The sequence below is a fragment of the Nitratireductor aquibiodomus genome (assembly GCF_900105565.1).
GTDB lineage: Bacteria > Pseudomonadota > Alphaproteobacteria > Rhizobiales > Rhizobiaceae > Nitratireductor > Nitratireductor aquibiodomus.
The window spans coordinates 1,123,094-1,145,964 of record NZ_FNSL01000001.1 but is presented as its reverse complement, the minus strand read 5'-3'; the positions used below and the strand labels follow the sequence as shown (position 1 = coordinate 1,145,964).

The 22,871-nt window shown below is 60.5% G+C and carries 30 protein-coding genes; 12 read left to right on the top strand and 18 right to left on the bottom strand.

The features are described from left to right. Positions 1-3: 3 nt before the first annotated feature. From pth to BLW55_RS05440, 3 genes are all read right to left on the bottom strand, one after another. A complete protein-coding gene (gene pth, locus BLW55_RS05450) occupies positions 4-723 on the bottom strand; it encodes an aminoacyl-tRNA hydrolase (protein ID WP_090327302.1) in 720 nt (239 codons plus the stop codon). A 24-nt stretch (positions 724-747) separates the two neighbouring features. Beyond that, positions 748-1,401: a 50S ribosomal protein L25/general stress protein Ctc gene (locus tag BLW55_RS05445; RefSeq protein WP_025030747.1), complete on the bottom strand. Its 654-nt coding sequence runs from the start codon at positions 1,399-1,401 to the stop codon at positions 748-750. A 205-nt stretch (positions 1,402-1,606) separates the two neighbouring features. Continuing rightward, entirely contained in the window at positions 1,607-2,029 is a 423-nt protein-coding gene (locus BLW55_RS05440; RefSeq protein WP_025030748.1) for a winged helix-turn-helix transcriptional regulator, read from the bottom strand. A gap of 101 nt (positions 2,030-2,130) precedes the next feature. On the opposite strand from BLW55_RS05440, the gene BLW55_RS05435 reads away from it, so the two are divergent. After that, positions 2,131-2,691, top strand: coding sequence for an NADPH-dependent FMN reductase (locus BLW55_RS05435; protein ID WP_090327300.1), 561 nt, complete (start codon positions 2,131-2,133; stop codon positions 2,689-2,691). 67 nt (positions 2,692-2,758) lie between these two features. Here BLW55_RS05435 and BLW55_RS05430 read toward each other — a convergent pair whose 3' ends face one another. The 6 genes from BLW55_RS05430 to lgt all read right to left on the bottom strand — a co-directional run bounded on the left by BLW55_RS05430 (position 2,759) and on the right by lgt (position 8,342). Next, the gene (locus tag BLW55_RS05430; protein ID WP_007009902.1) at positions 2,759-3,691 is read right to left on the bottom strand and encodes a ribose-phosphate pyrophosphokinase; all 933 of its coding nucleotides are present in this window, start codon (positions 3,689-3,691) and stop codon (positions 2,759-2,761) included. A 103-nt stretch (positions 3,692-3,794) separates the two neighbouring features. After that, positions 3,795-4,421 (bottom strand): hypothetical protein, encoded by a 627-nt coding sequence (locus tag BLW55_RS05425; protein ID WP_007009903.1) that lies wholly within the window; start codon positions 4,419-4,421, stop codon positions 3,795-3,797. Positions 4,422-4,428: 7 nt separating this feature from the next. Further along, positions 4,429-5,580, bottom strand: a complete 1,152-nt coding sequence (locus tag BLW55_RS05420) for a M24 family metallopeptidase (RefSeq protein WP_007009904.1) — start codon at positions 5,578-5,580, stop codon at positions 4,429-4,431. Continuing rightward, a complete protein-coding gene (pgeF, locus tag BLW55_RS05415; protein ID WP_090327298.1) occupies positions 5,580-6,374 on the bottom strand; it encodes a peptidoglycan editing factor PgeF in 795 nt (264 codons plus the stop codon). The genes BLW55_RS05420 and pgeF overlap by 1 nt, the downstream gene beginning before the upstream one ends. Before the next feature lie 58 nt (positions 6,375-6,432). Further along, a complete protein-coding gene (locus tag BLW55_RS05410) occupies positions 6,433-7,521 on the bottom strand; it encodes a class I SAM-dependent methyltransferase (protein ID WP_090327296.1) in 1,089 nt (362 codons plus the stop codon). Then, the gene (lgt, locus tag BLW55_RS05405) at positions 7,518-8,342 is read right to left on the bottom strand and encodes a prolipoprotein diacylglyceryl transferase (RefSeq protein WP_425286773.1); all 825 of its coding nucleotides are present in this window, start codon (positions 8,340-8,342) and stop codon (positions 7,518-7,520) included. Before lgt ends, BLW55_RS05410 begins: the two co-directional genes overlap by 4 nt. A gap of 146 nt (positions 8,343-8,488) precedes the next feature. Between lgt and BLW55_RS05400 the strand changes: the two genes are divergently transcribed. The 3 genes from BLW55_RS05400 (at position 8,489) to BLW55_RS05390 (ending at position 10,015) form a co-directional block, all read left to right on the top strand. Continuing rightward, the gene (locus tag BLW55_RS05400) at positions 8,489-8,803 is read left to right on the top strand and encodes an accessory factor UbiK family protein (protein ID WP_090327290.1); all 315 of its coding nucleotides are present in this window, start codon (positions 8,489-8,491) and stop codon (positions 8,801-8,803) included. 336 nt (positions 8,804-9,139) lie between these two features. Continuing rightward, positions 9,140-9,640: a type III secretion system chaperone family protein gene (locus BLW55_RS05395; RefSeq protein WP_007009910.1), complete on the top strand. Its 501-nt coding sequence runs from the start codon at positions 9,140-9,142 to the stop codon at positions 9,638-9,640. 21 nt (positions 9,641-9,661) lie between these two features. After that, positions 9,662-10,015, top strand: a complete 354-nt coding sequence (locus tag BLW55_RS05390; protein WP_210180064.1) for a tRNA-binding protein — start codon at positions 9,662-9,664, stop codon at positions 10,013-10,015. Between the two features lie 196 nt (positions 10,016-10,211). Here BLW55_RS05390 and BLW55_RS20750 read toward each other — a convergent pair whose 3' ends face one another. Together BLW55_RS20750 and BLW55_RS05380 are read right to left on the bottom strand one after the other, a co-directional pair. Next, positions 10,212-10,565, bottom strand: coding sequence for a GFA family protein (locus BLW55_RS20750; RefSeq protein WP_177175024.1), 354 nt, complete (start codon positions 10,563-10,565; stop codon positions 10,212-10,214). A gap of 10 nt (positions 10,566-10,575) precedes the next feature. After that, the gene (locus BLW55_RS05380) at positions 10,576-11,070 is read right to left on the bottom strand and encodes a DUF2165 family protein (RefSeq protein ID WP_007009913.1); all 495 of its coding nucleotides are present in this window, start codon (positions 11,068-11,070) and stop codon (positions 10,576-10,578) included. A 160-nt stretch (positions 11,071-11,230) separates the two neighbouring features. Between BLW55_RS05380 and BLW55_RS05375 the strand changes: the two genes are divergently transcribed. After that, positions 11,231-11,473 carry a hypothetical protein gene (locus BLW55_RS05375; RefSeq protein WP_244508993.1) on the top strand — a complete coding sequence of 81 codons (243 nt, stop codon included), beginning with the start codon at positions 11,231-11,233 and terminating at the stop codon, positions 11,471-11,473. Between the two features lie 113 nt (positions 11,474-11,586). Next, positions 11,587-12,711, top strand: a complete 1,125-nt coding sequence (locus BLW55_RS05370; RefSeq protein ID WP_143038418.1) for a tetratricopeptide repeat protein — start codon at positions 11,587-11,589, stop codon at positions 12,709-12,711. 62 nt (positions 12,712-12,773) lie between these two features. Here the strand turns inward: BLW55_RS05370 and BLW55_RS05365 are convergent, their stop codons facing one another. After that, positions 12,774-14,114 carry a sensor histidine kinase gene (locus tag BLW55_RS05365; RefSeq protein WP_007010435.1) on the bottom strand — a complete coding sequence of 447 codons (1,341 nt, stop codon included), beginning with the start codon at positions 14,112-14,114 and terminating at the stop codon, positions 12,774-12,776. Positions 14,115-14,427: 313 nt separating this feature from the next. Here BLW55_RS05365 and BLW55_RS05360 point away from each other — a divergent pair, with 313 nt between their 5' ends. Continuing rightward, positions 14,428-14,775, top strand: coding sequence for an antibiotic biosynthesis monooxygenase (locus tag BLW55_RS05360; RefSeq protein WP_007010436.1), 348 nt, complete (start codon positions 14,428-14,430; stop codon positions 14,773-14,775). 8 nt (positions 14,776-14,783) lie between these two features. On the opposite strand, the gene BLW55_RS05355 is transcribed toward BLW55_RS05360, so the two are convergent. Both BLW55_RS05355 and BLW55_RS05350 read right to left on the bottom strand, forming a co-directional pair. Continuing rightward, entirely contained in the window at positions 14,784-15,506 is a 723-nt protein-coding gene (locus BLW55_RS05355) for a response regulator (RefSeq protein ID WP_007010437.1), read from the bottom strand. 54 nt (positions 15,507-15,560) lie between these two features. After that, entirely contained in the window at positions 15,561-16,061 is a 501-nt protein-coding gene (locus BLW55_RS05350) for a MarR family winged helix-turn-helix transcriptional regulator (RefSeq protein WP_065815439.1), read from the bottom strand. Between the two features lie 259 nt (positions 16,062-16,320). Here BLW55_RS05350 and BLW55_RS05345 point away from each other — a divergent pair, with 259 nt between their 5' ends. From BLW55_RS05345 to BLW55_RS05335, 3 genes are all read left to right on the top strand, one after another. Then, entirely contained in the window at positions 16,321-17,214 is an 894-nt protein-coding gene (locus BLW55_RS05345) for a branched-chain amino acid aminotransferase (RefSeq protein WP_090327283.1), read from the top strand. 120 nt (positions 17,215-17,334) lie between these two features. Then, a complete protein-coding gene (locus BLW55_RS05340; protein WP_090327280.1) occupies positions 17,335-17,610 on the top strand; it encodes a hypothetical protein in 276 nt (91 codons plus the stop codon). A 92-nt stretch (positions 17,611-17,702) separates the two neighbouring features. Beyond that, positions 17,703-18,344, top strand: coding sequence for an MBL fold metallo-hydrolase (locus BLW55_RS05335; protein ID WP_090327276.1), 642 nt, complete (start codon positions 17,703-17,705; stop codon positions 18,342-18,344). A gap of 8 nt (positions 18,345-18,352) precedes the next feature. Here BLW55_RS05335 and BLW55_RS05330 read toward each other — a convergent pair whose 3' ends face one another. After that, complete coding sequence (locus tag BLW55_RS05330; protein WP_090329893.1) at positions 18,353-18,850, bottom strand: anthrone oxygenase family protein; 498 nt, start codon at positions 18,848-18,850, stop codon at positions 18,353-18,355. 89 nt (positions 18,851-18,939) lie between these two features. Between BLW55_RS05330 and BLW55_RS05325 the strand changes: the two genes are divergently transcribed. Then, positions 18,940-19,551, top strand: coding sequence for a TetR/AcrR family transcriptional regulator (locus tag BLW55_RS05325; RefSeq protein WP_090327272.1), 612 nt, complete (start codon positions 18,940-18,942; stop codon positions 19,549-19,551). Between the two features lie 334 nt (positions 19,552-19,885). Here BLW55_RS05325 and BLW55_RS05320 read toward each other — a convergent pair whose 3' ends face one another. Then, a complete protein-coding gene (locus BLW55_RS05320) occupies positions 19,886-20,329 on the bottom strand; it encodes a BA14K family protein (protein WP_090327270.1) in 444 nt (147 codons plus the stop codon). 351 nt (positions 20,330-20,680) lie between these two features. Between BLW55_RS05320 and BLW55_RS05315 the strand changes: the two genes are divergently transcribed. After that, complete coding sequence (locus BLW55_RS05315; protein WP_244508992.1) at positions 20,681-21,493, top strand: DNA helicase; 813 nt, start codon at positions 20,681-20,683, stop codon at positions 21,491-21,493. Between the two features lie 233 nt (positions 21,494-21,726). Here the strand turns inward: BLW55_RS05315 and BLW55_RS05310 are convergent, their stop codons facing one another. Beyond that, entirely contained in the window at positions 21,727-21,942 is a 216-nt protein-coding gene (locus BLW55_RS05310) for a cold-shock protein (RefSeq protein ID WP_065815433.1), read from the bottom strand. Positions 21,943-22,355: 413 nt separating this feature from the next. Then, entirely contained in the window at positions 22,356-22,568 is a 213-nt protein-coding gene (locus BLW55_RS05305) for a cold-shock protein (protein ID WP_090327267.1), read from the bottom strand. Positions 22,569-22,871: the final 303 nt, after the last annotated feature.

Here is a 22,871-nt window from a genome sequence, read left to right as displayed (position 1 = left end):
TTCCTATTCCTTCTGGCCGAGGAGTTTTTTGAGCATGGCCGCCATCGGGCCGCTTTCGGGGAGGGGGGCTGCAGGCCCCTTCTGCCGCGCCTGGCGGATGTGGCTCTGTTTTTTGGCGGGCTTGCTGTCCCGTTTTTCACCCGGCTCTGCGCCGGTACCCTTCACCGCAAGGCTGATACGGTTCATGAAACCCGATTCGTCGCCTTCGGCAAGCATTGCGATATTGTCTGCAACGGCGTCCAGCATCGGTTCAAGCCATGGCTGGTCCGCCTTGGCGAAATCGCCCAGTACATGCGCGTTCACACGCGCCTTGTCGCCGGGGTGCCCAATGCCGATGCGCACGCGGCGGTAGTCCTTGCCGCAATGGGCGTCGATCGACTTGATGCCGTTGTGGCCGCCCGAGCCGCCGCCCGTCTTGATGCGCAGTTTGCCGGGCGCGAGGTCGAGTTCGTCATAAAACACGATCAGATCGTCGAGATCGATCTTGTAGAAGCGCATGGCTTCGCCGATCGCCTGGCCGGAAAGGTTCATGAAGGTCTGCGGCTTGATGAGCAGCACCTTCTCGCCGCCAAGGCGGCCTTCGGCCACCAGCGCGTTGAACTTTTTTGACCATGACGAAAAACTATGGCGGCGCGCAATCGCGTCCGCCGCCATAAAACCGACATTGTGCCGGTGCCGTTCGTATTGCTGGCCGGGATTGCCGAGCCCTGCAATAAGCAGCATGAGGTTTTGCAGGAAAGGGGAGGATTACTCCTCGCCCTCGCCCTCCTTTTCTTCGACCTCTGCTTCCTCTTCCGCACCTTCTTCAGCCTCGGACTCTTCCGACTTCAGGCCGGCCGGGGCTGCGATGGTTGCGATGGTGAAGTCGCGGTCTGTGATGGTCGGCTCAACGCCTGCTGGCAGCTTGACGGCGGAGATATGAGCGGAATCGCCGATATCCATGCCGTCCAGATCGACCTCGATGTAATCGGGGATCGCCGTTGCCGGGCAGGTGAACTCGACCTCGTGGCGCACAACGTTGAGAACACCGCCGCGCTTGATGCCCGGAGCGGTCTCTTCGTTGATGAAGTGAACCGGCACGTTCACGGTAACGACCGTGCCCTTGCCGATGCGCAGGAAGTCCACATGCATGACGAAATCGCGGACGGGATCAAGCTGATAGTCCTTGGGAAGGACCTGGATCTTCTTGCCGTCGACGTCGATGGTGGCAATCGTGGTGAGGAAGCCGCCGCCGAAAATCTTCATTGACACTTCCTTGTAGGGAAGCGTGATGGAAAGCGGGGCATCCTTCTCGCCGTAGATCACGGCAGGAACTTTACCGTTGCGCCGAATAGCCCGGGCGGACCCCTTACCGACCCGTTCGCGCGCCTCGGCCTTCAGCTCGTAGCTCTGATGGCTCATGGCCTATCCTTTCATGTTTTGGAGCGCTCTCGGGTAAACCCGAGAACGTGAAAGCCTTCCGAATGACACACAGGCGGCGCATGAAGCACTGCCTGAATACTGAAATCGATCGGACGGACTTCCGTCCGCGTTGCCTCCAAGGGTGTCTACGCGGACGGCGGGTCTATAGCCGATGCAGGGGGCGTGCGCAAGGGCGCAAGCCCTTTCAGACCATGGTCGCCGGCTGTATCGGCTGCGGTTGCCTGCCCCCGCTTTCGCCGGAGCCGCTACGCGCGTCATAGGCAGCCCGCGCGGCCTCCATCCTGTTGGCGTTTTTCAGAGCGAACTGCTTCAGTTTCGAGAGCGGTTCTGCAAGCTCGTGGCCAAAGGCGGTCAGCCGGTATTCGACGCTCGGGGGAACGGTGGGATGTTCGATCCGCTCGAGAAAGCCATCGCGCTCGAGTGCTCTCAGCGAACTTGTCAGCACTTTCTGCGAAATGCCGTTCACGCGCCGCTTCAATTCGTTGAAGCGCAACGGCTCCTCATTGAGCCGCTCTATGATCAGGGATGTCCACTTGTCGCCGATCAGCGACAGGATTTCGCTGATGGGGCGGCAGTTCTCCGAGATGTGGCCGTGACGTGGTTTCATAAAGGTGCCTTCTTGCAACCCGTTTTCCTCTGCCAGATATAGGGGCGGTTACCAAAGGATACCACCGGGAATTTGACCCCGGGCGGACAGAGGAATGAAAAATGAAGAAAATACTGGTTCTCGTCGGCTCCAACCGTAAGGAGTCGATCAATCGCAAATTCGCCGAGGCGCTGGAAAAGCTGGCCGATGGGCGCCTGGAATTCGAATATTTCGATCTCGCCGCTTTGCCGATGTACAACGACGATGACGTCGCGGAATACCCGGCATCCGCGCAAAAGCTCAAGGACAGCGTTGCAGCGGCTGACGGCATTCTCATTGTTACACCGGAGCACAACCGCTCCATCCCTGCCATTCTCAAGAACGCGATTGACTGGGCGTCTAGGCCCTGGGGCCAGAACAGCTGGACCGGCAAAGCGACCGCGGTCGTCGGTTCCAGCCCGGGCGCGATGGGGGCGATCGCAGCGCAGATTCACCTGCGCTCGATCATGGTCAGCCTCGGTGCCACGCTGATGACGAGCCCGGAGGTCTATCTGCAGATGAAGCCGGGCCTGGTCGATGAAAACAATGACATCGCCAATGAAGACACAAGGGCTTTCCTGTCCGGCTTTGTCGACAGGCTCTCTGCCTGGGTCGGTGTTGCGCAGGAGCGCGCTGCTGCCTGAGTGGACGGCTTGGCCAACAAAAAAGCCGGCACGCGTGGCCGGCTTTTTCATGCTTGCGGGAAGGCGATCAGTCGAAAAGGCTCGAGACCGATTCTTCTGTCGCCGTGCGCGAAATTGCTTCGCCGATAAGGTCGGAAATGGTGATGGTGCGGATGTTTTCCGCCGCTTCCACTGCCGAGCTCGGCTGGATGGAATCGGTGATCACCAGTTCCTTCAGCCGCGATCCGGAGATGCGTGCTGCCGCGCCGCCCGAAAGAACGCCATGCGTGATATAGGCGGTCACACTGGTTGCGCCGTTGTTCAGCAGCGCGTCGGCCGCATTGCAAAGCGTGCCGCCGGAATCGACGATGTCGTCGATCAGCAGGCAATCCTTGCCGCTCACGTCGCCGATCACGTTCATCACTTCGGATTCGCCCGGCCGGTCGCGGCGCTTGTCGACAATGGCAAGCGGCGCATCAATGCGCTTTGCCAGCGAGCGGGCACGCACCACGCCGCCGACATCCGGCGAAACCACCATCACATTGGAGAGCGTATAGTTCGCCTTCACGTCGCGTGCCATCACGGGCACGGCGAAAAGGTTATCGGTCGGGATGTCGAAGAAGCCCTGGATCTGGCCTGCATGAAGGTCCAGCGTCAGAACACGGTCGGCGCCTGCCTGGGTAATCAGGTTGGCTACCAGCTTGGCCGAGATCGGCGTGCGGCCCGATGTGCGCCGGTCCTGCCGGGCATAGCCGAAATAGGGCAGCACCGCAGTGATGCGCCGGGCCGAAGAGCGCCGGAAGGCATCGATCATGATGAGAAGTTCCATCAGGTGATCGTTGGCCGGATAGGCGGTCGACTGAAGGACGAAAACGTCCTCGCCGCGCACATTTTCCTGGATTTCGACGAATATCTCCTGATCGGCGAACCGTCGCACGGTGGCTTTGCCAAGAGAAATGTTGAGATAGCGGGAAACGGCCTCTGCCAAAACCCGGTTGGAATTGCCCGCAAAGAGCTTCATGGAATGTCCTCGGAGAACGCCTTGACGCTTGACCGCGCTTTTAACGGGGTGAGGCTTTATTGCAAGCGCCTGAGGAAAGAATCACGATGAAATCCCGAAAAAATCAGCCCTGCCGCTGCGCCAGCCATGCGGACAGTTGACTGATGGTCGAGTCTGCCACGGCTTCCATCGTGGCGCTGGTGACGGAAGACCAGCCGTCGCCCTGACCGCCGGGCGCAGCCTGCTGGCCCTGGATGCGGTGCAGCCGGTTGCCCGACGGGTCGAGCACGTCCCATACATAAATCACGGTCGTCTTGCCGCCATCGGCGATGGCCGAGAAGTAGCCTTTCATCACCATGGAGGCGCTGCCGCCCTGGGGTACAATGGCGATGCCGCTTTGTCTGGCACGGGCCTCCAGACGCCGCGACAGGGCCGGCACGGCCTCTGCGGTCGCGCCGATCACCGGGGCAAACTGGATGCGCTCACTGGTGGTCACGGCCTGCAGGGGGGCTGCCGCAGTCTCGTTCGCCGCGTCCGTCTGTAAGGCGAGGGCGGTTTCGGTCGGCTGCTGCTGAAGCCCGGTCTGCCCACCGGGCACTGTGCCCGCCGGTGTCGGTCCGGAATTCAGATCGAGCATGGAACCCGTGTTGCAGCCGGCAAGGCCGGCAAAGCTCAACATGGCGATGCCCGTTATGGCGCGCTTTGTAAAAATACCGCAGCCCCCCTCAATGGCTTCGATCCTGCGCGGCATATTGCCTTCACCTCGTTATAAGGTCCAGCCCGTAGCGCGAAAGCGGCTCGGGGTCGTCTTCGGTGGTCAGATAGGTGCGGCCGAGGCACATGGCGCTGCCCGTGTCGGAATCCATAATGATCATGTGGGCGAACAGCGTCATGCCCGGCGCGATGGGCTCTTCATTGCCGGCATAAAACATCTGTGGATCCATCCAGGACGGCGAGAACCGCGCGCCCAGCGAATAGCCGCAGGCGTTCAGCCGGTGCTTGGTCAGGCCATGCGTTTCCATCACGCGCGCATGCGCGTCGAACACGTCGCCGAACGTGTTGCCCGGTGTCATCGTCTTCTGCACCGCGGTCAGCGCATCGCGTGCCGCGTCGAAAAGCTCCTGATGCCTTTTCGAGACCTTGCCCGTCAGCACGGTCTGCATCATCGCCGCATGATAGTGGTGATAGACGCCGGCCCATTCGAGCGTGATCTGGTCGTTCTTGTTGAGCTTGCGCCGGCCCGCCTTGTAGCGGCACAGAAGTGCGTCCTCGCCCGAACCGATGATGAATTCATTGGCCGGATAGTCACCGCCGCCGGCAAACACCGCCCCTTGCATGGCGGCTAGAATCGCGGCCTCGTCGCCGCCCTGTTTGATCAGCGGCAGAGCTGCATCCAGCGCTTCGTCACCGAGCTTTGCGGCGCGTTTCACTTTCTTGATCTCTGCCTCGCTCTTGAACAGCCGCAGCCGGCTGACGAGGTCTGACGCGTCCTCGATCTTGCCAAATGTCTGCAACTGTTCATCAAGCAGGCGGGTGCTGCGGCCCGTGAGGCCATGCGTGTCGTATTCGACACCGATCCGGGCACCCAGCAGGTCGAGATCGTTCAGAAGATTGCGCAGGTCGACGGCCGGGTTGGCGTCGTGCCTGTCTGTCCACAGGACGATGTTTTCGATGGTGGAGGTGTGCCGCGCCTGACGCAGATCGGCCGAGCGTGTCAAAAGCACCATCGAGCCATCGGCCTTCACGACAAGGCACTGGAAGAAGCAGAAGCCGAACGTGTCGTAACCCGTCAGCCAGTACATGCTCTCCTGCGCGAAAAGCAGCATGGCGTCGAGCTTGCGCTCGGCCATTTCGATGACGAGACGATCGCGCCGGGAATCGAATTCTGCCTGGTCAAAATGAAGCGCCATCAAATGTCCTCCAGGATGATCGCTGAAATCTGGCGTCCGTAGTCCCGTTCACCGCGATGCGTGGCGCGGCGATAGGAATAGAAATGCTCTTCTTCTTTATAGGTGCAACGCCCGATCTGCACGGCATGGACGCCGGCCGCCGTCAGCCGCGCCACCGTGTAGCCATTGAGATCAAAAAGCGCATGCCCGGCCTTGGGCGACGGGCGGAACCAGTCCCGGTTTGCCGGGTTGTGGTTGACGAAACGCTCCACGAATTCCGGCCCGACCTCATAGTTTTCCTGGCTTATGGAGGGACCAAGCACGGCGGTGATGTTTTCCCGCTCCGCGCCCAGCAGTTCCATCGACGCGATGGTGTTTTCCAGAATGCCGGTCAGCGCCCCTTTCCACCCGGCATGGGCAGCCGCGATCACCCGCGCCTTGCCATCGGCGAGCAGAATGGGCCCACAATCAGCCGCCAGTGCACCCAGTGCCAGTCCCGGCCGATTGGTCACCACTGCGTCGGCCTCGGGGCGGTCTCCCGCAAAGGGTTCATCGACAATGACGGCATGGGGCGAATGCACCTGATGAACGGTCAGAAGATGATCTGCGTCGACACCTAGCCATTCGGCCACGCGCCTTCTGTTCTCTGTCACCGTCTCGCGGTCGTCGCCCGAGCCATAGCCCACATTGAGCCCTTGATAGAGCCCCGTCGAAACGCCGCCCGCCCGGGTGAAGAAGCCATGCTTCACACCATTCTCCCGCTCACGGTCCAGTAGCGGGGACCGCAGGGGTTCCGGCCTCGTCGTGTCAAGCATGCGCCGCCTTTTCAGATGTTCTCAAGCGGCGGGATGGTGGGGCAGGGGCGAAATCAAGTCAATGCGCTGAGGCGAATGGGGGAACCGCCACTGTGGATGGCGTTACGGCCAGCACCTTGAACAGCGTTCCCATCTGGTCGGGGCCGGCGAGCCGCTCCACATCGTTGCGAATGGCTTGCTGCTCCGTGGCGTTTCTGCCAGCGCCCAGCCGTCCGGCACGCTCAAGCAGGCCGAGGCCGATGAGAAAGTCACCCTGGTTCATCAGCTCGGCGGTCAGACCCCGCTCCTTTGCCGCACCCGCCAAGGCGGAGAAATCCACATGCGCCGTCAGGTCGGCTTTGCCCGGCGCCTTCAATACATTCTGATAGGCGTGGCCGCGCATGGCCTGCAGCGTGTCGCCGGGGGCGGGTGACGCATAGCCATAATCGATGAAAAGACCGGCGCCGCCCTTTCGGCCGATGCGTTCGGCGATGCGGGCCATTAGCGCATTGCGTGCCGGTGCGAGTTCCACGATCGCCCCTTCGGGCGCGTTATTTGCACCCGGCGGTAACAGAGCGGGGTCCGCAGAGCCGGCACCTGCCATGAACGCAAGCCGTTCTTCCGCATCAAGGCCAACCACGCGTTCGCGCCAGGCATTTCCAACCTTCACATATTGCCGAATGGGGATGGCGTCGAACAGCTCATTGCCAACAATGAAAAGCGGCCCTTCCGGCAAAGCGTCCAGATCGGCGATCCATGCCACTTCACCTTCCGGAAGCCCAAGCGTCCTGCGCTGCACGTCGCTCAGCCGGGGGCTCGCTTCGATCATGAAAAGCCGCATCTGCTTTCTGAACGCGGGGTCGATTTTCGCCCAGGTCCGTAGCATGTCCTTCATCAGCGTGCCGCGCCCGGGGCCAATCTCGGCCACAACAGGCGTTTTCGGTGCGCTGCTCTCCTTCCACGCCGTATAGAGCCAGACGGCGCACAATTCGCCGAACATCTGGCTGATCTCCGGCGCGGTCGTGAAATCGCCATCGGCGCCAAAGGGCTGGCGCGTCGTGTAATAGCCCTCGTCGGGATCGAAAAGGCAAAGCGCCATATAGTCGGCGATGCTCATTGGCCCCGCCGTTTCGATCTGCGCCCTGATGCGATCCTTCAGTGTTTTCATCGGGCTGCGGCCCGCGCCCTCAGCATTGCCCACACGCCCACAAGAACCATGGGCAGCGAAAGCACCATCCCCATGGTCAGCCACCCGCCGGCCAGATAGCCGATATGCGCGTCAGGCTCGCGGAAGAATTCGACCACGATGCGCGAGAGGCCGTAGCCGCACACGAACGCGCCGGCGACGAAGCCCGGCATCTTCAGCCTCAGCCCTTTATGGGTGAGAAGGCGCAGCACCACGAAAAGCACCAGCCCTTCGAGCGCTGCTTCATAGAGCTGGCTCGGGTGGCGCGGCTCCGGCCCGCCATTGGGAAAGACAAAGGCCCAGGGCACATCCGTCACCCGGCCCCAGAGCTCCGAATTGATGAAATTGGCCACACGAACGAGGCCAAGCCCGATCGGCACCACCGCCGAAATCGTGTCGAACAGGCTCCAGGCATTGATGCCGCGCTTTCGGGCGAAGAGCAGCATGGCGAGCGTGACGCCGAGCAGCCCGCCATGGAACGACATGCCCCCCTCCCACACGGCGAGAATGTCGAGCGGGTTCGCGATGTAGCGCGGCAGGTCGTAAAAGAGAATATAGCCAATCCGCCCGCCGGCTACGATGCCGATCGCGGCCCAGAGAACGAAATCGTCGAGATCCGTGACCGTCATCGCCGGCTTGCCGTCTGCCCACAGGCGCTCGTTCGAAACCAGCCGGCGCGCATACCACCAGCCGGCGAGGATGCCGACCACATAGCCGAGCCCGTACCAGTGGATTGCGAGCGGCCCCAGTTGCAATGCCACCGGATCGATTGCGGGAAAGGGCAGGGCGGCCAGAGGCAACATCAGAAAGTCGGTCAATCGGGCCTCCCGGCGCATAAAACTCACTTGCCGCAGGTATTGCGGAGCATCCGGGCAAGGTCAAGGCGCGGTTTGCCTTGCATTCGGAGCCGGTGCCCACTAGGTCAAAGGTTCAATCTGGGAAACGAGCCATGACCAACGGAAGCAACCGAATCTTCGACGAATTCGCCAAGCTGATGACCGATGCCGCAGGTGCCGCTCAGGGCGTGCGCCGCGAGGTCGAGACTGCCTTTCAGGCACAGGCTGAACGCATTCTCAGCTCGATGGACGTCGTCCAGCGCGAAGAGTTCGAAATGGTGCGTGAAATGGCGCTGAAAGCGCGGGAGGAAAACGCCGCATTGACCGCCCGTATCGAAGCGCTGGAGGCACAACTCGCCGCCAGCGGTGCCGCAAAACCTGCGAAATCTGATTCGAAACCGGCGTCATCCACCCGGGCGAAAAAATAATTTTTTATTACCGGCGCCTGTGTATGGCGTCGAAAAATCCTTGTTCGAGAGTCGCTTACGCCGCGCCGCCCCATGCCGCGCGGTGTTTCTATCCACACACCCCTTGGCCTTTCGGCAAAAAAGGTCTGGTCACGCGACTCTGCATCAATACACTGAATTTACAGCGTGATTCGTAACTGGTCATGCAGTCGGGCAGGGGCGGGCCCGCGTTAGTTCCATGCGTTGTCGTTGTCGCTCCACACTGTGTTTCAGGTTTGAAACGTCTTGCGGAAGATCATTTCCGCTGTGGATTCTTGCGGGGTGTTGCGGCGCCTCCAGATACGGGAAAGCAGATTAATGAGCCTTCTTGAACTCGACATGACCCGTGATGCGCATCCCGTCGATGTCATCGAACATGTCGCGCACACCAATGACTGGAGCTTCGAGCGCAATGGCGACGACGAGATCGCCATCGCCGTGGCCGGCACATGGACCGACTATAACGTGTCCTTCTCCTGGATGGAGGAATTCGAGGCGCTGCACGTGGCCTGCGCCTTTGACCTGAAGGTGCCCGCGAAGCGTACTCTGGAAGTCATGCGGCTCCTTTCGCTCATCAACGAACAGATGCTGTTCGGCCATTTCGATCTCTGGGAGCGCGAGAATGTGGTGATGTTCCGCCAGGCGCTCGTTCTTGCCGGTGGCGTCGAGCCAACGGGCCAGCAGGTCGAGACCATGCTGAACAGCGCTCTGGAAGCCTGCGAGTGCTATTATCAGGCGTTCCAGTATGTCATCTGGTCGGGCAGTACGGCGCAGGAAGCCCTGAACAGCGTGCTGTTCGAGACCTACGGCAACGCTTAGGTCGCAAGCAGGGGAGCGGGCATGTCATCGGAAATGGCCCCGGAAATCACCTTTGACGATTTCCTGAAGGTGGATATCCGTATCGGCACCGTCATCGAGGCAGAGCCTTATCCGGAAGCCCGCAAGCCTGCCATCAAGCTCAAGGTCGATTTCGGTCCGGAGATCGGAATCAAGAAATCGTCAGCGCAGATCACCGTCCATTACACGCCGGAGACTCTCGTCGGACGGCAGGTGGTGGCGGTGGTCAATTTCCCGCCGCGCCAGATCGGCAAGTTCATGTCGGAAATCCTTGTCATGGGGTTCTCAGACGAAAATGGCGCCATCGTTCTGGCCGGATGCGACGGGAAAGTGCCCAACGGCAGCCGCCTGCATTAGGTCGTCCCGTGCCCATTCGGAGGCATATGGCGATCTTGAAACCCGGATGGTGCACCGAAGCATCCGGAAAAATCAGGTTCATTTTCCAGTCCAACGCCCTGGCGCTTCCCATCTCCGGTAGAAGCCTGTACCCGCGCGGACACAATCCATCCTGATATCAATCGTATTTGAATAAGCGTTCATCCAGCGCGTTGTCTCAATCCAGATAATCAAATCTGTCCGCACCATCGAAACGGCGAATGCGCAGGCCGGCGATCGCACTCGGCTCCATCAGCCGCGCATTGATGGCCATGCGGTTGCCTTCACCAATCGGGAGCCAGTGCGTCGTGCACCCGCATGTGGGGCAATGGTGCATTGCGAGCGTCCTGTCGCCTTGCACATAGGCGACGGTGTCGTCTTCGCCGCACAGGAAGGTCACTTCGGCAGGACTGCAGTGAAGCCAGAGAACACCGAGCCTGCGGCAGATCGAGCAATTGCAGTCGGTTAACCACAAGGGCCGTGCGGATGTTTCCATCCGCACGGCCCCGCAATGGCATGTTGCCAGAAACATCGCTGTCGCGTCAGGCGACTTCGTCGTCGCGCTGGTTGACGAAGATCAGGACGCCGACGATGGCCACGTAAAACTTGAAGGCCGCGTCCTGGCCGTTCCAGGTGTCGGACTGCCACATCAGGAACCATTCGCCGCCGACGACCATGAAGCCGAAGAACCAGACGAGAAAGCCGGTCGTCGCGCCGGCGATCATCAGTTTCTTGGACGCCTGGAACTCGGCAGCTGAAGCGCTGCGCGCGCCGAACATTCTAAGCCCGCCCAGAAGCAGGAGAACGAAGGTCAGGCCCTCACCGGCGATAATCAGCCAGTAACCGGCATGCCACAGGGTCGGCGAGGTGATGGCCCGATACATGGCCGCATTGCCGGGAAATGTCGTGTCCATGCTCAACACATGCTGCACGAACGCGAAGTTCGAGCCGTAGTCCGTGATGTTGTTGAAGGTGACCATGAATGCGAAGGCAGCGAGTGCCAGCGTCATGGCGATTTTTGCGTAGCGTGAGGTCATGAGCCCTCTCCTTGCAATGGGCGGCCGGGAAAATCATGCGTCTGTGGCCCGGTCGCGACTCAGTGTGTTAGACGAAAGGATAACGTGCAATCTTTCGTGGGCGAAAGGTCAAGAGCATGGCCTTCTTTCCGCAGGGTTATCGACAGCAGGAGACATGCGCTTGAAGACGATCATCGAACTGACCAGCGCGGCGCGCCGCAGGGCCGAGACTGCGGGGCTGGCGACGCAGCTCGACCGCCTCAGCCTTGGTGAATGGGCGCGCAAGGGCGATTTCGTTGAACTGGCGGGGCGCGACGAGACCATTGTGTTCATGATCCGCGCCCGACGCATCCGTGTTGATGCCAATGATATGCAGACACTGGTCTTTGAGCTGGATCATCCACCACGCCCAGCCGTGCGCTGACGCATACCGCGGTGCCGCCTCGTTGACACGTCACTGCCTGCTCGTTCTAATTTGGGCGAACATTCGTTCAATGGCTCTTCGTGAGCGACTGCATCTGGTCTGTGGAGGCTGCCTTGCGCGCAATCAATATCCGGCCGGGACTGACGTCGGTGCTTTTCATAGGCGGCCTTCTCCATGGAGCGTTTGTAAGTCAGGCGCTTGCGTTTGATTTTGATGGACTGCTGAAGCGTCTGGAGCCGGTGCGGATCACCCGGGAAAAGCTGCGAGAAGATGTATCCGGGGGGCGTGAGGCTTTTCTGGGGCTGGTTTCGAGGGCTGAGGGCGGCGATGCTGATGCTCAGTATCAGCTGGGCCTTTGCCTGCGGGACGGATGCCATGATTACCTGGGCATTCGCCTGCCCCCGGTTTTGACGGGGGAGGCTGCATGGTGGTTTACGCAGGCAGTCAAGTCAGGCCATCTCCCCGCGCGTGTCGAGCTGGTGCGGACGAAAGTGCCCGAAGAGCTTTATCACTACCACATGGCCGATGGTAAGCAGGTGGAGACACGCACGGACGTGCAAACGCTCACTCATGAAGAGAAGCTCGAGATTCTGAAACCGGCTCTTGAGGCGGGGTATCGAAAAGCTCTTTCGGAAATCGAGCGTGTGGAGCGGGAATGGGCCAGCGATCTGCGCCATGAGCAGGCTTTCAGGGAGAGGGAAGAGACGCTGGCAGCCCTTGAGGAACAGTTCGCCGAGACCGGAGATCCGGACGTCCTCTACCAGATCGGCCAAATTCACATAAAGGGCTTTGTGTACGCTCACGAGGGGAATGAGAGGAGTGTGATGTCGAGGCAGGAGGGGCCCGCTTTCGAATATATCGAGCGCGCTGCCGGCCTCGGACACGGCCCCGCGATCCTCCTGCTTGGAAGCTTTTACGAACATGGAGTGGGCGTTGAGGAAAACTGGGACACGGCGCTCAATCTCTATCTCCTCGCGGAGGAGAAGGGCACGCCGGGCGCGGCCGCAAGGATCGCCTATGTCGAACGGAAAATTCAGGTTCCGATCGAGCGCAAGAAGCGCATGGCTTTCCTCATGGGCCTGCTTGCGGCCGGCGCCGTCGCCCTAAGCGAGAGCAGCGGATCCTCCGCTGGCAACGAGACCGCCGGTCAGAGTGAGGCAGACGGGATCAGGAAGCACACCGACGACACGATCAATACGATCATGCACCTGGACCTTTACAAGCACTCCGCATTCTGACGGCCGGTTTCATCGAGCCTGACCCGCGCTTCAGAAGGCCCGGCCCCTCCGCACCTTCAATCTCAGGACGGTACCCGGATCACCGCCCGAAGTCCGCCAAGCGGGCTGTCGTCCAGCGTCACGTCGCCGCCATGGCTGCGGGCGATGTCGCGGGCGATGGAAAGGCCGAGACCCGTACCGCTTTCGTCCTGGTTGCGCGCTTCATCAAGCCGCACGAAGGGCTTGAACACGTCTTCACGCATGTCAGCGGGAATGCCGGGCCCGTCATCGTCCACGGTGATGGTCAGCGTTCCATTGGTGTTGCGCGCGGTGATTTCCACATTGGAAGCGTAGCGGAATGCATTGCCGATCACATTGTTCAGAAGCCGGCTGAAGGCATTGGGTCGTGCGTGCAGGTGCGTGCTGCCCAAGGTCTCGACCTTCAGCGTGCAGTCGCGCAGGCCGGCTTCCTCCACGGCGCGGTCGAAGAACGCGGCCAGATCGAACGCGCCGGGGTCTTCCGCCGCCTCGCCGCGGGCGAAAGCCAGATACCCTTCCAGCATCGAGCGCATGTCCTCGATGTCCTGGTTGAGCGCTTCGATGTCTTCCTTGCTGCCGGCCACGGCAAGCTGCAGCTTGAAGCGCGTCAGGATGGTCCGCAGATCGTGGCTCACGCCGGTCAGCATGGCCGTTCGCTGCTCGATCTGGCGCTCGATTCTTTCGCGCATCAAGAGGAAGGCGCTGCCGGCGCGGCGGATTTCTTCCGCGCCGCGCGGCCTGAAGTCGCTTGGTGTCGGCCGCCCCTTGCCGAAACTGTCCGCGGCGGCCGCCAGTTGCAGGATGGGGCGAATCTGGTTGCGCAGAAACGCCACCGCGATGGCGATCAGCACCAGCGAGGTGCCGACCATCCACAGAAGGAAAATGTGCGTGTTCGAAGCATAGGCCTGGCTGCGTCTGGCAAAGACGCGCAGAACCTGGTTTTCAAGCTGGATGCGGATTTCGATGATGTTCGAATTGCCCACCGTGTCGAGCCAGAAGGGCCGGTTGATCTGCCGGGTGATCTCTTCGCCGAGCGTCTGGTCGAGGATGGAGAAAAACGGTTTCGGGCCGGGCGCGGGCAGGGGGTCGGGCGGCAGAAGGTCGATCTTGAGCGCAAGTCGCTCCTGGGCGATGCGGATGACCTGCGCATAGCCGTCATTGCCCGGATAGGTCTCGATCATGTCGATGATGGCGGAGATGTCGCGCGTGACCGCCTGGCTTAGCCGCTGCGTGACCGTCTGCCAGTGGCGTTCCATGAAAACGAAGGCAATGACCGACTGCAAAAGCAGCATCGGCGCGATCACGATGATGAGCGAGCGCGCATAGAGCTGTTTGGGCATGTAGCGCGAAACGATGCGCCAGAACCGTCGCCACGGTCTGCGCATCGCCCCGAATGCCTGTCTGAAGCGCGCCAATGGCGTGATCTTCCCGGCCGGCGTCTTCTGATCTGGTCTGATGTTCAATTCCGCCATTCGCCCTTGCGGGCATCCATTCCCGAACTGCAATCCGGTCTGATCCTATGCATTGGACGCGCAAGAGGAAACAGCTTTTCCGTGCGCTGCACACATGCGGACAACGCGACGCCGCGTGCAGGCAGGAAAAAGCACCGGGCGCAGCGAAAGACCTCTTGACTTAAAGTCAACTTGAACTTCGAGAGTGCGCCGCATCACCGTTCCATCTGTCCTTCAAGGAGACACCATGTCCGCACGCCCGCAAACCGCGCCTTCCGCCAATGCAATCTATCGGGTCGATAAATTTGCCGTACCGGCGCCGGCCCGCGAAGAGTTTCTCGAGCGCGTTTCCGCCACGCACACCCTCCTGCGCCAGCAGGCGGGCTTTCTGGGGGACATCATTCTCGAACAGGCGTCGGGGCCGGGCGAGTTCAATTTCGTCACCATGGTCGAGTGGGAAGGGCCCGAAGCGATCGTGCGCGCGGGCGAGGCCGTCGCGCGCATGCATTCAGAAACCGGTTTTGACCGCCATGAGATGATGGACCGCCTCGGCATACGAGCCGATATTGCGAACTACCAGTCTCTCGCCGTCTGACGCCGGGGTTACTCGACGCTCAGCCGGTAGCCGATGCCGCGCACGGTCTGCAGGTAGACCGGGTTGGACGGGTCGCGCTCGATCTTGCGGCGCAGGCGATTGATCTGCACGTCGATCGTGCGCTCGCCCACTTCCGAGTCCTCGCCCACCAGTTCGTGCCGCGGCACGGTCTCGCCGGCCCTTTCGGCGAATATGACCATGATGTCGCGTTCCCGGTCTGTCAGCTTCACCAGCTTGCCGCTGTGCTTCAGTTCGCGCTTGGCGATCTGGAAGGCGTAGGGGCCGAACACCACCTGTTCCACCTTCGGAGTGGACTGTGGCGTGCTGCGGCGCAGAATGCTGTTGATGCGCAGCACCAGCTCGCGTGGGTCGAACGGTTTGGGAAGATAGTCGTCGGCGCCGGCTTCCAGCCCGGTGACGCGGCTGTCGGTTTCCGACAGCGCCGTCAGCATCAGGATCGGCGTGTCCTTTTCCTCGCGCAGAGATCTGGTCAGCGATACGCCGTCTTCTCCCGGCATCATCACATCGAGCACGACGAGGTCGAAATCGAGGCCCACCAGCTTGCGGCGTGCCTCGGCAGCGTTGCCAGCAATGGTGACCCGGAAGCCGTTTTCACGCAGGAACCGGTTGAGCAGGCTGCGAATGCGCGTGTCGTCGTCCACCACCAGCAAATGCGGCGCATCATCGCTCAGGACAGTGTGGTCCTTCTCGAGATTGCCGGTTTCGCTCATTGTGACGATCTCCTCAACCGATGTGCCCGATGTGTCCGATGTGCCATGCGTCTTCTACTTAGAGCGTCCGTTGGGCAGTTTGTCCATCTGGGCGCGCAGTTCCGGGTTCACCATGGCGCGCAGAAAACGCTCCACCGCGGCACTGTCGCCCGGTTCCGCCTCTTCAAGTGCCGCACGGATGCGGCGGGACTGTGGCAGTGCCAGCGCCAGCGCCAGGTCGCGCCCTTTTTGTGTCGGGTAGAGTTCGCGCTGGCGGCGGTCGCGCGGCCCTGGGACCTGCACGATATACCCATCGTCGATAAGCTGTTTCAGCACCCGCGCCAGGCTCTGCTTGGTGATCCTCAGGACCTCCAGCAGCTCCGCCACTGTCAGCCCCGGCAGTCGGTTGACGAAATGCAGGACCCGATGATGCGCCCGTCCAAAACCGTATTCGTCAAGGATGGCGTCCGGGTCGGCGGTGAAATCCCTGTAGGCGAAGAACAGGTGCTCAATGATGGCGAAATCTACGCCGTCATCCAGTGTCAGCGGGGTTTTGATCGGGTCGGCGTCGGTCATGCTCTTGGGCTGCTTCCGGTCGTTTCGGTCGATTGACGAAGAAATTATGTCAGTCTTATTGACATAATTTCAAGGCGTGGTAATTTTTGACAATGTTTTCGTCCCGGCACGAACGAAAAGGTACTCTGAAGGTCATTTTTCGGAACATCCTTCAAATTCCTTTTGGTAGCGCATAGGCTGTGACGATTGAAGGCGTCGCCCACGGGCGGTATTTTCGGTTTGCCCGGTCCCACGGAAACGGACCGGCGGGAGAGGTTACATGGCAGCGGTTCCTTTTGATCAGCTCGAGGGCTTTATCTGGCTCAATGGTGAATTCGTCAAATGGGCAGATGCGAAGATTCACGTATTGTCCCATGGCCTGCACTATGCCAGCGCCGTGTTCGAGGGCGAGCGTGCTTATGGCGGCGAGATCTTCAAGCTCACCGAACACACCGAACGCCTGCATGAATCCGCTCGCATTCTGGGCTTCACCATCCCGTGGTCGGTGCAGGAAATCGACGATGCATGCCGTGAGCTTCTGGCGCGCCAGGGCTTTGCCGATGCCTATGTGCGGCCGATCGCTTGGCGCGGCAGCGAGATGATGGGTGTTTCGGCGCAGAACAACCGCATCAACCTTGCCATCGCCATCTGGCAGTGGCCGAGCTATTTCGACCCGGAGCAGCGCTTGAAGGGTATCCGCCTCGACATGGCGGAGTATCGCCGCCCGGACCCGCGCACCGCACCGTCCAAATCCAAGGCCGCCGGCCTTTACATGATCTGCACGCTTTCCAAGCATGCGGCCGAGGCAAAGGGCTATGCCGACGCCATGATGCTCGACTGGCGCGGTCAGGTCGCCGAGGCGACGGGCGCCAACATCTTCTTCGTCAGGGACGGTGTTCTGCACACGCCGACACCTGACTGCTTCCTCGATGGAATCACCCGTCGCACGGTGATCGATCTTGCCCGCCGCCGCGGCATCGAAGTGGTCGAGCGTGCGATCATGCCGGAAGAGCTGGAAGGTTTTGAACAGTGTTTCCTGTGCGGCACCGCTGCCGAGGTCACGCCTGTCTCCGAGATCGGCCCTTACCGCTTCGAAGTGGGCGAAATCACGCGTTTGCTGATGAATGATTACGCCAACGAAGTGCGCCCGAAACTGTCTGTGGCGGCCCAGTAAGCGGCCGCAACTGCAGGTTACTTCATCGAATATTCACAGCCTCTTATTTGACATGGGCCGGAATCGCGCTTTCATGGGCGGGCCGGCCCTTGGAGGTCGGCTCTTTGAGAGGGACCGGACATGGAAGCTCTACTTCCTATTATCGTGCAGGCTGTGACTGGCATTCTTGGCGGTGAGGCAATCGGCTCAGTCGTCAAGAAGGCCGCGATGGGTCACGGCGCCAAGATATTGAGTGGCGTCATTGGCGGCGTTGGCGGCGGTGCTCTGCTTTCTAGCATGGGTGGCGATGCCGGTGCGCTGAGCGGCCTGTTGGGCGATGCTGTCGGTGGCGCTGTCGGTGGTGGCGTTCTGACCGGCATTGTCGGCGCTGTTATGGGCGCGATGAACAAGAGCTGATTTTCATCAATTCTCTGAAACGGGCAGCCGGGGGCGGTTGCCCGTTTCGTATTTCCGGCCCCCGCGTTTCGGGCCACGAACAAGAGGGCTTCATGGGCAATCTCCGTGCCGGTGTCATTCCCGTGACGCCATTCCAGCAGAACTGCACCATTCTCTTCGACGAAGATATCAAGATTGGCGTTGTGGTCGACCCGGGCGGCGAGGTGGATCGCATTCGCGCAGCCATTGACGACAACGGCATTACCGTTGAATCGATCTGGCTGACCCATGGTCATATCGATCATGCCGGTGGCGCGATGGACCTCAAGGAGGCGCTGGGCGTGCCGCTGATCGGACCGCACGAGGACGACCGGGAGCTTCTGGCCAACCTGGAAAACCAGGCGCGCATGTTCAGCCTCGATCAGTCCGTGCGCAATGTCACGCCCGACCGCTATCTGAGCGAAGGCGAGACGGTGTCGTTCGGTGAGCATGAGTTCGAGGTTCTGCATTGCCCGGGGCATGCGCCGGGCCACGTTGTCTTCTTCAACCGCAAAGCCCGCTTCGCGCATGTGGGCGACGTGCTCTTCAACGGTTCGGTCGGTCGTACCGACCTGCCGGGCGGCGATCATGATGCGCTGATCCGTTCGATCAGGGAGAAGCTGCTGCCGCTCGGTGACGATATCGGCTTCCTGTGCGGTCATGGCCCCGGCGGGCGCTTCGGGGACGAACGGCGCTCGAACCCGTTTCTCGTATAGTTTCGCGTTCAGTCTGTACGGAGCCGGGCAATTCCATAGCCGGCAAGCGCCAGCGCAATGCCGGATGCGACCGTTCGCGTCTGGTTCCAGAACTGCCAGCGTGAAGAATAGTCGGACCAGATCGCTTCTGCCGCTTCAATCTCGTCCGGCACCGCAATCAGAGCCAGCGCCTCGTTCATCGGCACGTTGACCGTCATTGTCAGAAAGAGACCGAAGATCAGGTAGGTCGCGGCGCTCGCAGCGATCCAGAAAGCCGGGCTCCTTTGCCCGTCGCGCCAGATCACGAGCGCTGCCAGCGCAAGGACCGCGGGCGTCAGAAAAAAGGCCGGAAAGAAAACCGCATTGCGCACCGAGGCGTTCATCGCCTGCATGGCCGCGATCGCCACATGCGGGTCTGCCTGGTCGAGGCCCCACATGGTCGAGCACACCCAAGCATAGAAGAACCCGAAGATCGCCCCGGAGAAAAGGACAGCGGTTACCGAAAGTCCCGTGATCAGGCTGCGCATCGCCATGCCTCCAGAAGCCGTACATGTATGTACACTTTCTAATTTCGTACATTTGTGTACGGTAGCTGTCAAGACGGCGGGAGATGTGCATGCGTGAGGAAACGAGAGCAGAACGCCAGGCTCAGATAGAGCGTGCCGCCTATCGGCTCCTGCGCGAAAGGGGCTATGGTGGAACGTCGATGCTGGCCATTGCCCGGGAGGCGAGGGCGTCGAACGAAACGCTCTATCGCTGGTATGGCGACAAGAATGGCCTCTTCAAAACGATGGTCGAGGCGAATGCGCGTGAAACACGCGAAGCCTTGCTGCGGGCAATCGAGGCGGGGGACGATCCGCTGGAATGTCTGGAGAACGTTGCCCCGGTTCTCCTCTCCATGCTTCTTGGTGAGAGGGCGATTGCTCTCAACCGTGCCGCTGCCGCCGATGAAAGTGGAGAACTGGGCGCGGCGATTGCCGCTGGCGGGCGCAATGCCGTGGCGCCGCTCGTCGAAGAACTGCTTCGCCGGGCATGTGAGGAAGGCAGTCTTGCAGCATCGTCTCCGTCGACCGCTGCAGAACAGTTTCTCGGCCTTCTGGTTGGCGATCTTCAGATCAGGCGCGTTATCGGTGTTTTGCCGGAACCGGAGGCCGATTTCGTCGAAGCGAGGGTTTTCACCGCCATGACCACTTTCAAAAGCCTGTGCGGTTCTTCATGCATTGATTGACAGTGCGTCAAAAAATCAACTACTGATTGTTTTCCGTACGGAGTGATCGTGAACATCTGCGGGTAGCCGCGATCCGGGTCCAGTATGCGTTGCTAATGCATGTCGCTTTCAAATGAATTCATTTGAAAGACAACGAACATGCATCATTTGAAAGTGTTACAGCGTCCTTTGCGCGTCTTATAAGACGCGCGGCGCTGTAGTGTCCGAGTGCCGGTTCTTCGTTTTTTCCCTGAGTGTCCATTGGATGCGTTCGCAAACTCCACATCCAGCTTTTCATGAAGAAAGGCCGGGCTGAGCCCGGCCTCATTTCGTCTCGGGGCAGGGAACTCCGAGATTAGCGCGGCTGGCAGAAATGCCGCTGGCCATCATAACCCATGAAGGTGCCGGTGCGGCCGTCAAAGCTGCGATAGCGGTTGGAGCAGTACCGGAACCATTCGCGCGACCATGGCTCCATCGCCGACCGATAGCGAACCGGATGTTCGCGATAGACCGGGCGTTCCCGGTAGCGGTATGCTGGGCGCTCTCGGTATTGATAGACAGGCTGGTAGTCGGGACGATAGGGCGGGTCGATATAGACACGATCGTCGCCGCGGCGCGACTCCGAGATGAGCCCGCCGACGATGGCGCCTGCGGCCAGGCCAATCACGCCGGCAGCAATCGCGTCGCTGTTGTTGTTCAGGTGACGATGGCGGTGACCGGCATCGGCGGTGGAGATCGCTCCGAGCGTCGTGGCCGCGACGGCCAGCGAGAGAATGCCCGTCTTCAGGAAGCGTTTCATGACTTTACCTCTTCAAACACGAGCTGCGGTTTTTTCAGGGGGGAGCCGCAGCTTTCGCACCGGGTTTATCCATTCGCACCTGAATGGCACCTGAATGAGGCAGGCAGCCTGCGTTCAACCATTATGAAGGCTCCTTATCCTGCGTGTTGCGGGTGTGACCGATGTCTGGACGGCGATCCATCGTTTCGCCCGAACGCGGGTTGCGCTAATCTCCGATTCTGGTGCTGCCCGCGCCGCCTCCCTCCATCGGGAAAGCAAACGTCATGCAGGGCTATCTGCCTTTTGAAACCGACTGTTCGGGCGGCTGCATAAGGAGGGGTTGCGAAACCAGCTCGCAATGGGAGGTTTCCGATGAAACTGACAGCCCCTCTCTATGCCCTGAAGCGCAGGGCGAAATTTCTGTCCCGCCGCGATGGCGTCCCGCTCCATGCAGCGCTCGATCGCGTTGCCTGCGAACAGGGATATGGCGGATGGAGCCTGCTGGCGGCAAAGGCCGCATCGCGTGCGCCGGCAGCCATGCTGTTGTCCAGGCTCGCGCCCGGCGATTGCCTTCTGCTTGGCGCGCGTCCCGGTCAGGGTAAAACGCGATTGGCGCTGGAGCTGGTCGTCGAAGCCATGAACAACGCACATGGCGGTGCATTCTTCACTCTTGAATATACCGAACGCGACATCGTGGAGCGGTTTGGCGCTCTGGGGGCAGACGCGGCTCGCCATGCTGACCGCTTCATCTTCGACAGTTCTGACGAGATCTGCGCCGATCATATCGTGCGCGCGCTTTCGGCTGTGCCGCGCGGCACACTTGCCGTTGTCGACTATCTCCAGCTTCTCGATCAGAAGCGGATCAATCCCGATCTTATGGAGCAGGTGCAGTCTTTGCGGAGGTTCGGCGGCAGGAAAGGGGTGATCTTTGTTTTCATCTCCCAGATAGACCGCTCCGTCGATCTGTCGGGCAGGACGCTGCCCGATATTGGCGATGTCCGTCTGCCCAATCCGCTGGATCTGTCATTGTTCAACAAACACTGTTTCTTGCACAATGGCGCTGTTCGCTTTCACGGGTATGCGCATTGCGGGCGCTTTCCTGAGCGTCTGCATCGGTGCGACGGAAACGGAAACGCAGGTCACAAGACACCATTCTTGCCTGCGATCTGCTGCGCCGGTGCCTGAAATTTGGTGAAAAAGGAGAAAGAGCGCGCGGCGGCTCGACTGACGCGCGTTCCCTGTTCTGCCTGCAGCAGAAGGGCCTGCCCGGAGGGCAGGCCGAAGCCTGGCGCCTTCGAAGCGGTTCCTGGAGAAGCGGAGGCCGGTTTTCCGTTCGGAACTGCCTGAAAACCAAGGCCTGAACCGCTTCGCCAGTCTACGAAAACGATGAAGCGGTCTGGCCGACACCCGTCACCCGGTCAGGGCGAAACCTCCAGGTTGACGGCTTTCGGGCCTTTGCCACGCTTGTCCGGCTCGGTCTCGAACGTGACCTTCTGGCCGTCCTCGAGGCCCTGCAGGCCGGATGCCTGAACGGCTGAAATATGAACAAACACGTCCTTCTCGCCATTATCCGGGGTGATGAACCCGTATCCCTTGGCCTGGTTGAAGAACTTGACGGTACCACTCTGCGACATAGGAAGGAGTCCTTTCTCCCTTTATGCTGGTTTCGGCGGGCAAACCTCTTGACGGGTTCTCGCCCATGGCGTCATCGGTCGTTTACTGGGGGAGAAGAAACAGTCAGCTTCACGCCTCTCATCGGGACCAGTGGTGCGGGCTACTTGCCCGGACAGGTTGTTTGTCCTCGTTGCTTCGACGCGACTTCCTGAGGGCGTGATTAGGTCCGCCGCCAGGGCATGCCATTCCAGTCTCCGGGCCGGCAAATGCCCGAATGGCAGGGAGCTTGTTCGATTTTTTTAAAGGGAGCAAGCGAAAGTTTTGTGAATAATACGAATTGCGAAGAACAATGCGCCTGCAATCTGTGCGGGCAAATAAAAAGCGCGGCGAGTGAACGCCGCGCTCGATATGTGCATCCGGGAGAGTCTGGAAATCAGACTGCCGACAGATTGACAGCCTTCGGGCCTTTGCCCATGCGGTCGGGCTCAACCTCGAAGGAAACCTTCTGGCCGTCGGTGAGCGTGGTCATGCCGGAGCGCTCGACTGCCGAGATGTGTACGAACACGTCTTTCGCGCCATCATCGGGGGTGATGAAGCCGAAGCCTTTGCTCGCATTGAAGAATTTAACGGTGCCTGTCTGGGCCATTGGGAAACTCCTTTTCCCTTTGAGAAGTCGCGTCTGCGCAACGTGCACAGCTTAGCGGTGGTTCGAGAGTTTGAAGAAAATCGGGGAAAGGGGCCGTCCAAATCATAAAGCTTCCAGTCTCCGGGTCTGCAATCACCCGAGCGCGAGGGAATCTATGGCACGAAAGGGAAATGGCTACAAGACTGCCTGAAAAGCCGGCTCTCATCCTCTTTTGGCCATGCCGCCCGCCTGTTCTGCGGAAACGCCCGGGCAACGGGAGGCCGGCAAAATGCCATTTCCGGCCGGCTCCCGAGGCAGATTCCG

What these genes read in the sequence shown, in the direction of transcription:
- pth (WP_090327302.1), bottom strand. Translation starts at nt 723, where the DNA reads ATGCTGCTTATTGCAGGGCTCGGCAATCCCGGCCAGCAATACGAACGG.
- BLW55_RS05445 (WP_025030747.1), bottom strand. Translation starts at nt 1,401, where the DNA reads ATGAGCCATCAGAGCTACGAGCTGAAGGCCGAGGCGCGCGAACGGGTC.
- BLW55_RS05440 (WP_025030748.1), bottom strand. Translation starts at nt 2,029, where the DNA reads ATGAAACCACGTCACGGCCACATCTCGGAGAACTGCCGCCCCATCAGC.
- BLW55_RS05435 (WP_090327300.1), top strand. Translation starts at nt 2,131, where the DNA reads ATGAAGAAAATACTGGTTCTCGTCGGCTCCAACCGTAAGGAGTCGATC.
- BLW55_RS05430 (WP_007009902.1), bottom strand. Translation starts at nt 3,691, where the DNA reads ATGAAGCTCTTTGCGGGCAATTCCAACCGGGTTTTGGCAGAGGCCGTT.
- BLW55_RS05425 (WP_007009903.1), bottom strand. Translation starts at nt 4,421, where the DNA reads ATGCCGCGCAGGATCGAAGCCATTGAGGGGGGCTGCGGTATTTTTACA.
- BLW55_RS05420 (WP_007009904.1), bottom strand. Translation starts at nt 5,580, where the DNA reads ATGGCGCTTCATTTTGACCAGGCAGAATTCGATTCCCGGCGCGATCGT.
- pgeF (WP_090327298.1), bottom strand. Translation starts at nt 6,374, where the DNA reads ATGCTTGACACGACGAGGCCGGAACCCCTGCGGTCCCCGCTACTGGAC.
- BLW55_RS05410 (WP_090327296.1), bottom strand. Translation starts at nt 7,521, where the DNA reads ATGAAAACACTGAAGGATCGCATCAGGGCGCAGATCGAAACGGCGGGG.
- lgt (WP_425286773.1), bottom strand. Translation starts at nt 8,342, where the DNA reads ATGTTGCCTCTGGCCGCCCTGCCCTTTCCCGCAATCGATCCGGTGGCA.
- BLW55_RS05400 (WP_090327290.1), top strand. Translation starts at nt 8,489, where the DNA reads ATGACCAACGGAAGCAACCGAATCTTCGACGAATTCGCCAAGCTGATG.
- BLW55_RS05395 (WP_007009910.1), top strand. Translation starts at nt 9,140, where the DNA reads ATGAGCCTTCTTGAACTCGACATGACCCGTGATGCGCATCCCGTCGAT.
- BLW55_RS05390 (WP_210180064.1), top strand. Translation starts at nt 9,662, where the DNA reads ATGTCATCGGAAATGGCCCCGGAAATCACCTTTGACGATTTCCTGAAG.
- BLW55_RS20750 (WP_177175024.1), bottom strand. Translation starts at nt 10,565, where the DNA reads ATGTTTCTGGCAACATGCCATTGCGGGGCCGTGCGGATGGAAACATCC.
- BLW55_RS05380 (WP_007009913.1), bottom strand. Translation starts at nt 11,070, where the DNA reads ATGACCTCACGCTACGCAAAAATCGCCATGACGCTGGCACTCGCTGCC.
- BLW55_RS05365 (WP_007010435.1), bottom strand. Translation starts at nt 14,114, where the DNA reads ATGCGCAGACCGTGGCGACGGTTCTGGCGCATCGTTTCGCGCTACATG.
- BLW55_RS05360 (WP_007010436.1), top strand. Translation starts at nt 14,428, where the DNA reads ATGTCCGCACGCCCGCAAACCGCGCCTTCCGCCAATGCAATCTATCGG.
- BLW55_RS05355 (WP_007010437.1), bottom strand. Translation starts at nt 15,506, where the DNA reads ATGAGCGAAACCGGCAATCTCGAGAAGGACCACACTGTCCTGAGCGAT.
- BLW55_RS05350 (WP_065815439.1), bottom strand. Translation starts at nt 16,061, where the DNA reads ATGACCGACGCCGACCCGATCAAAACCCCGCTGACACTGGATGACGGC.
- BLW55_RS05345 (WP_090327283.1), top strand. Translation starts at nt 16,321, where the DNA reads ATGGCAGCGGTTCCTTTTGATCAGCTCGAGGGCTTTATCTGGCTCAAT.
- BLW55_RS05340 (WP_090327280.1), top strand. Translation starts at nt 17,335, where the DNA reads ATGGAAGCTCTACTTCCTATTATCGTGCAGGCTGTGACTGGCATTCTT.
- BLW55_RS05335 (WP_090327276.1), top strand. Translation starts at nt 17,703, where the DNA reads ATGGGCAATCTCCGTGCCGGTGTCATTCCCGTGACGCCATTCCAGCAG.
- BLW55_RS05330 (WP_090329893.1), bottom strand. Translation starts at nt 18,850, where the DNA reads ATGCGCAGCCTGATCACGGGACTTTCGGTAACCGCTGTCCTTTTCTCC.
- BLW55_RS05325 (WP_090327272.1), top strand. Translation starts at nt 18,940, where the DNA reads ATGCGTGAGGAAACGAGAGCAGAACGCCAGGCTCAGATAGAGCGTGCC.
- BLW55_RS05320 (WP_090327270.1), bottom strand. Translation starts at nt 20,329, where the DNA reads ATGAAACGCTTCCTGAAGACGGGCATTCTCTCGCTGGCCGTCGCGGCC.
- BLW55_RS05315 (WP_244508992.1), top strand. Translation starts at nt 20,681, where the DNA reads ATGAAACTGACAGCCCCTCTCTATGCCCTGAAGCGCAGGGCGAAATTT.
- BLW55_RS05310 (WP_065815433.1), bottom strand. Translation starts at nt 21,942, where the DNA reads ATGTCGCAGAGTGGTACCGTCAAGTTCTTCAACCAGGCCAAGGGATAC.
- BLW55_RS05305 (WP_090327267.1), bottom strand. Translation starts at nt 22,568, where the DNA reads ATGGCCCAGACAGGCACCGTTAAATTCTTCAATGCGAGCAAAGGCTTC.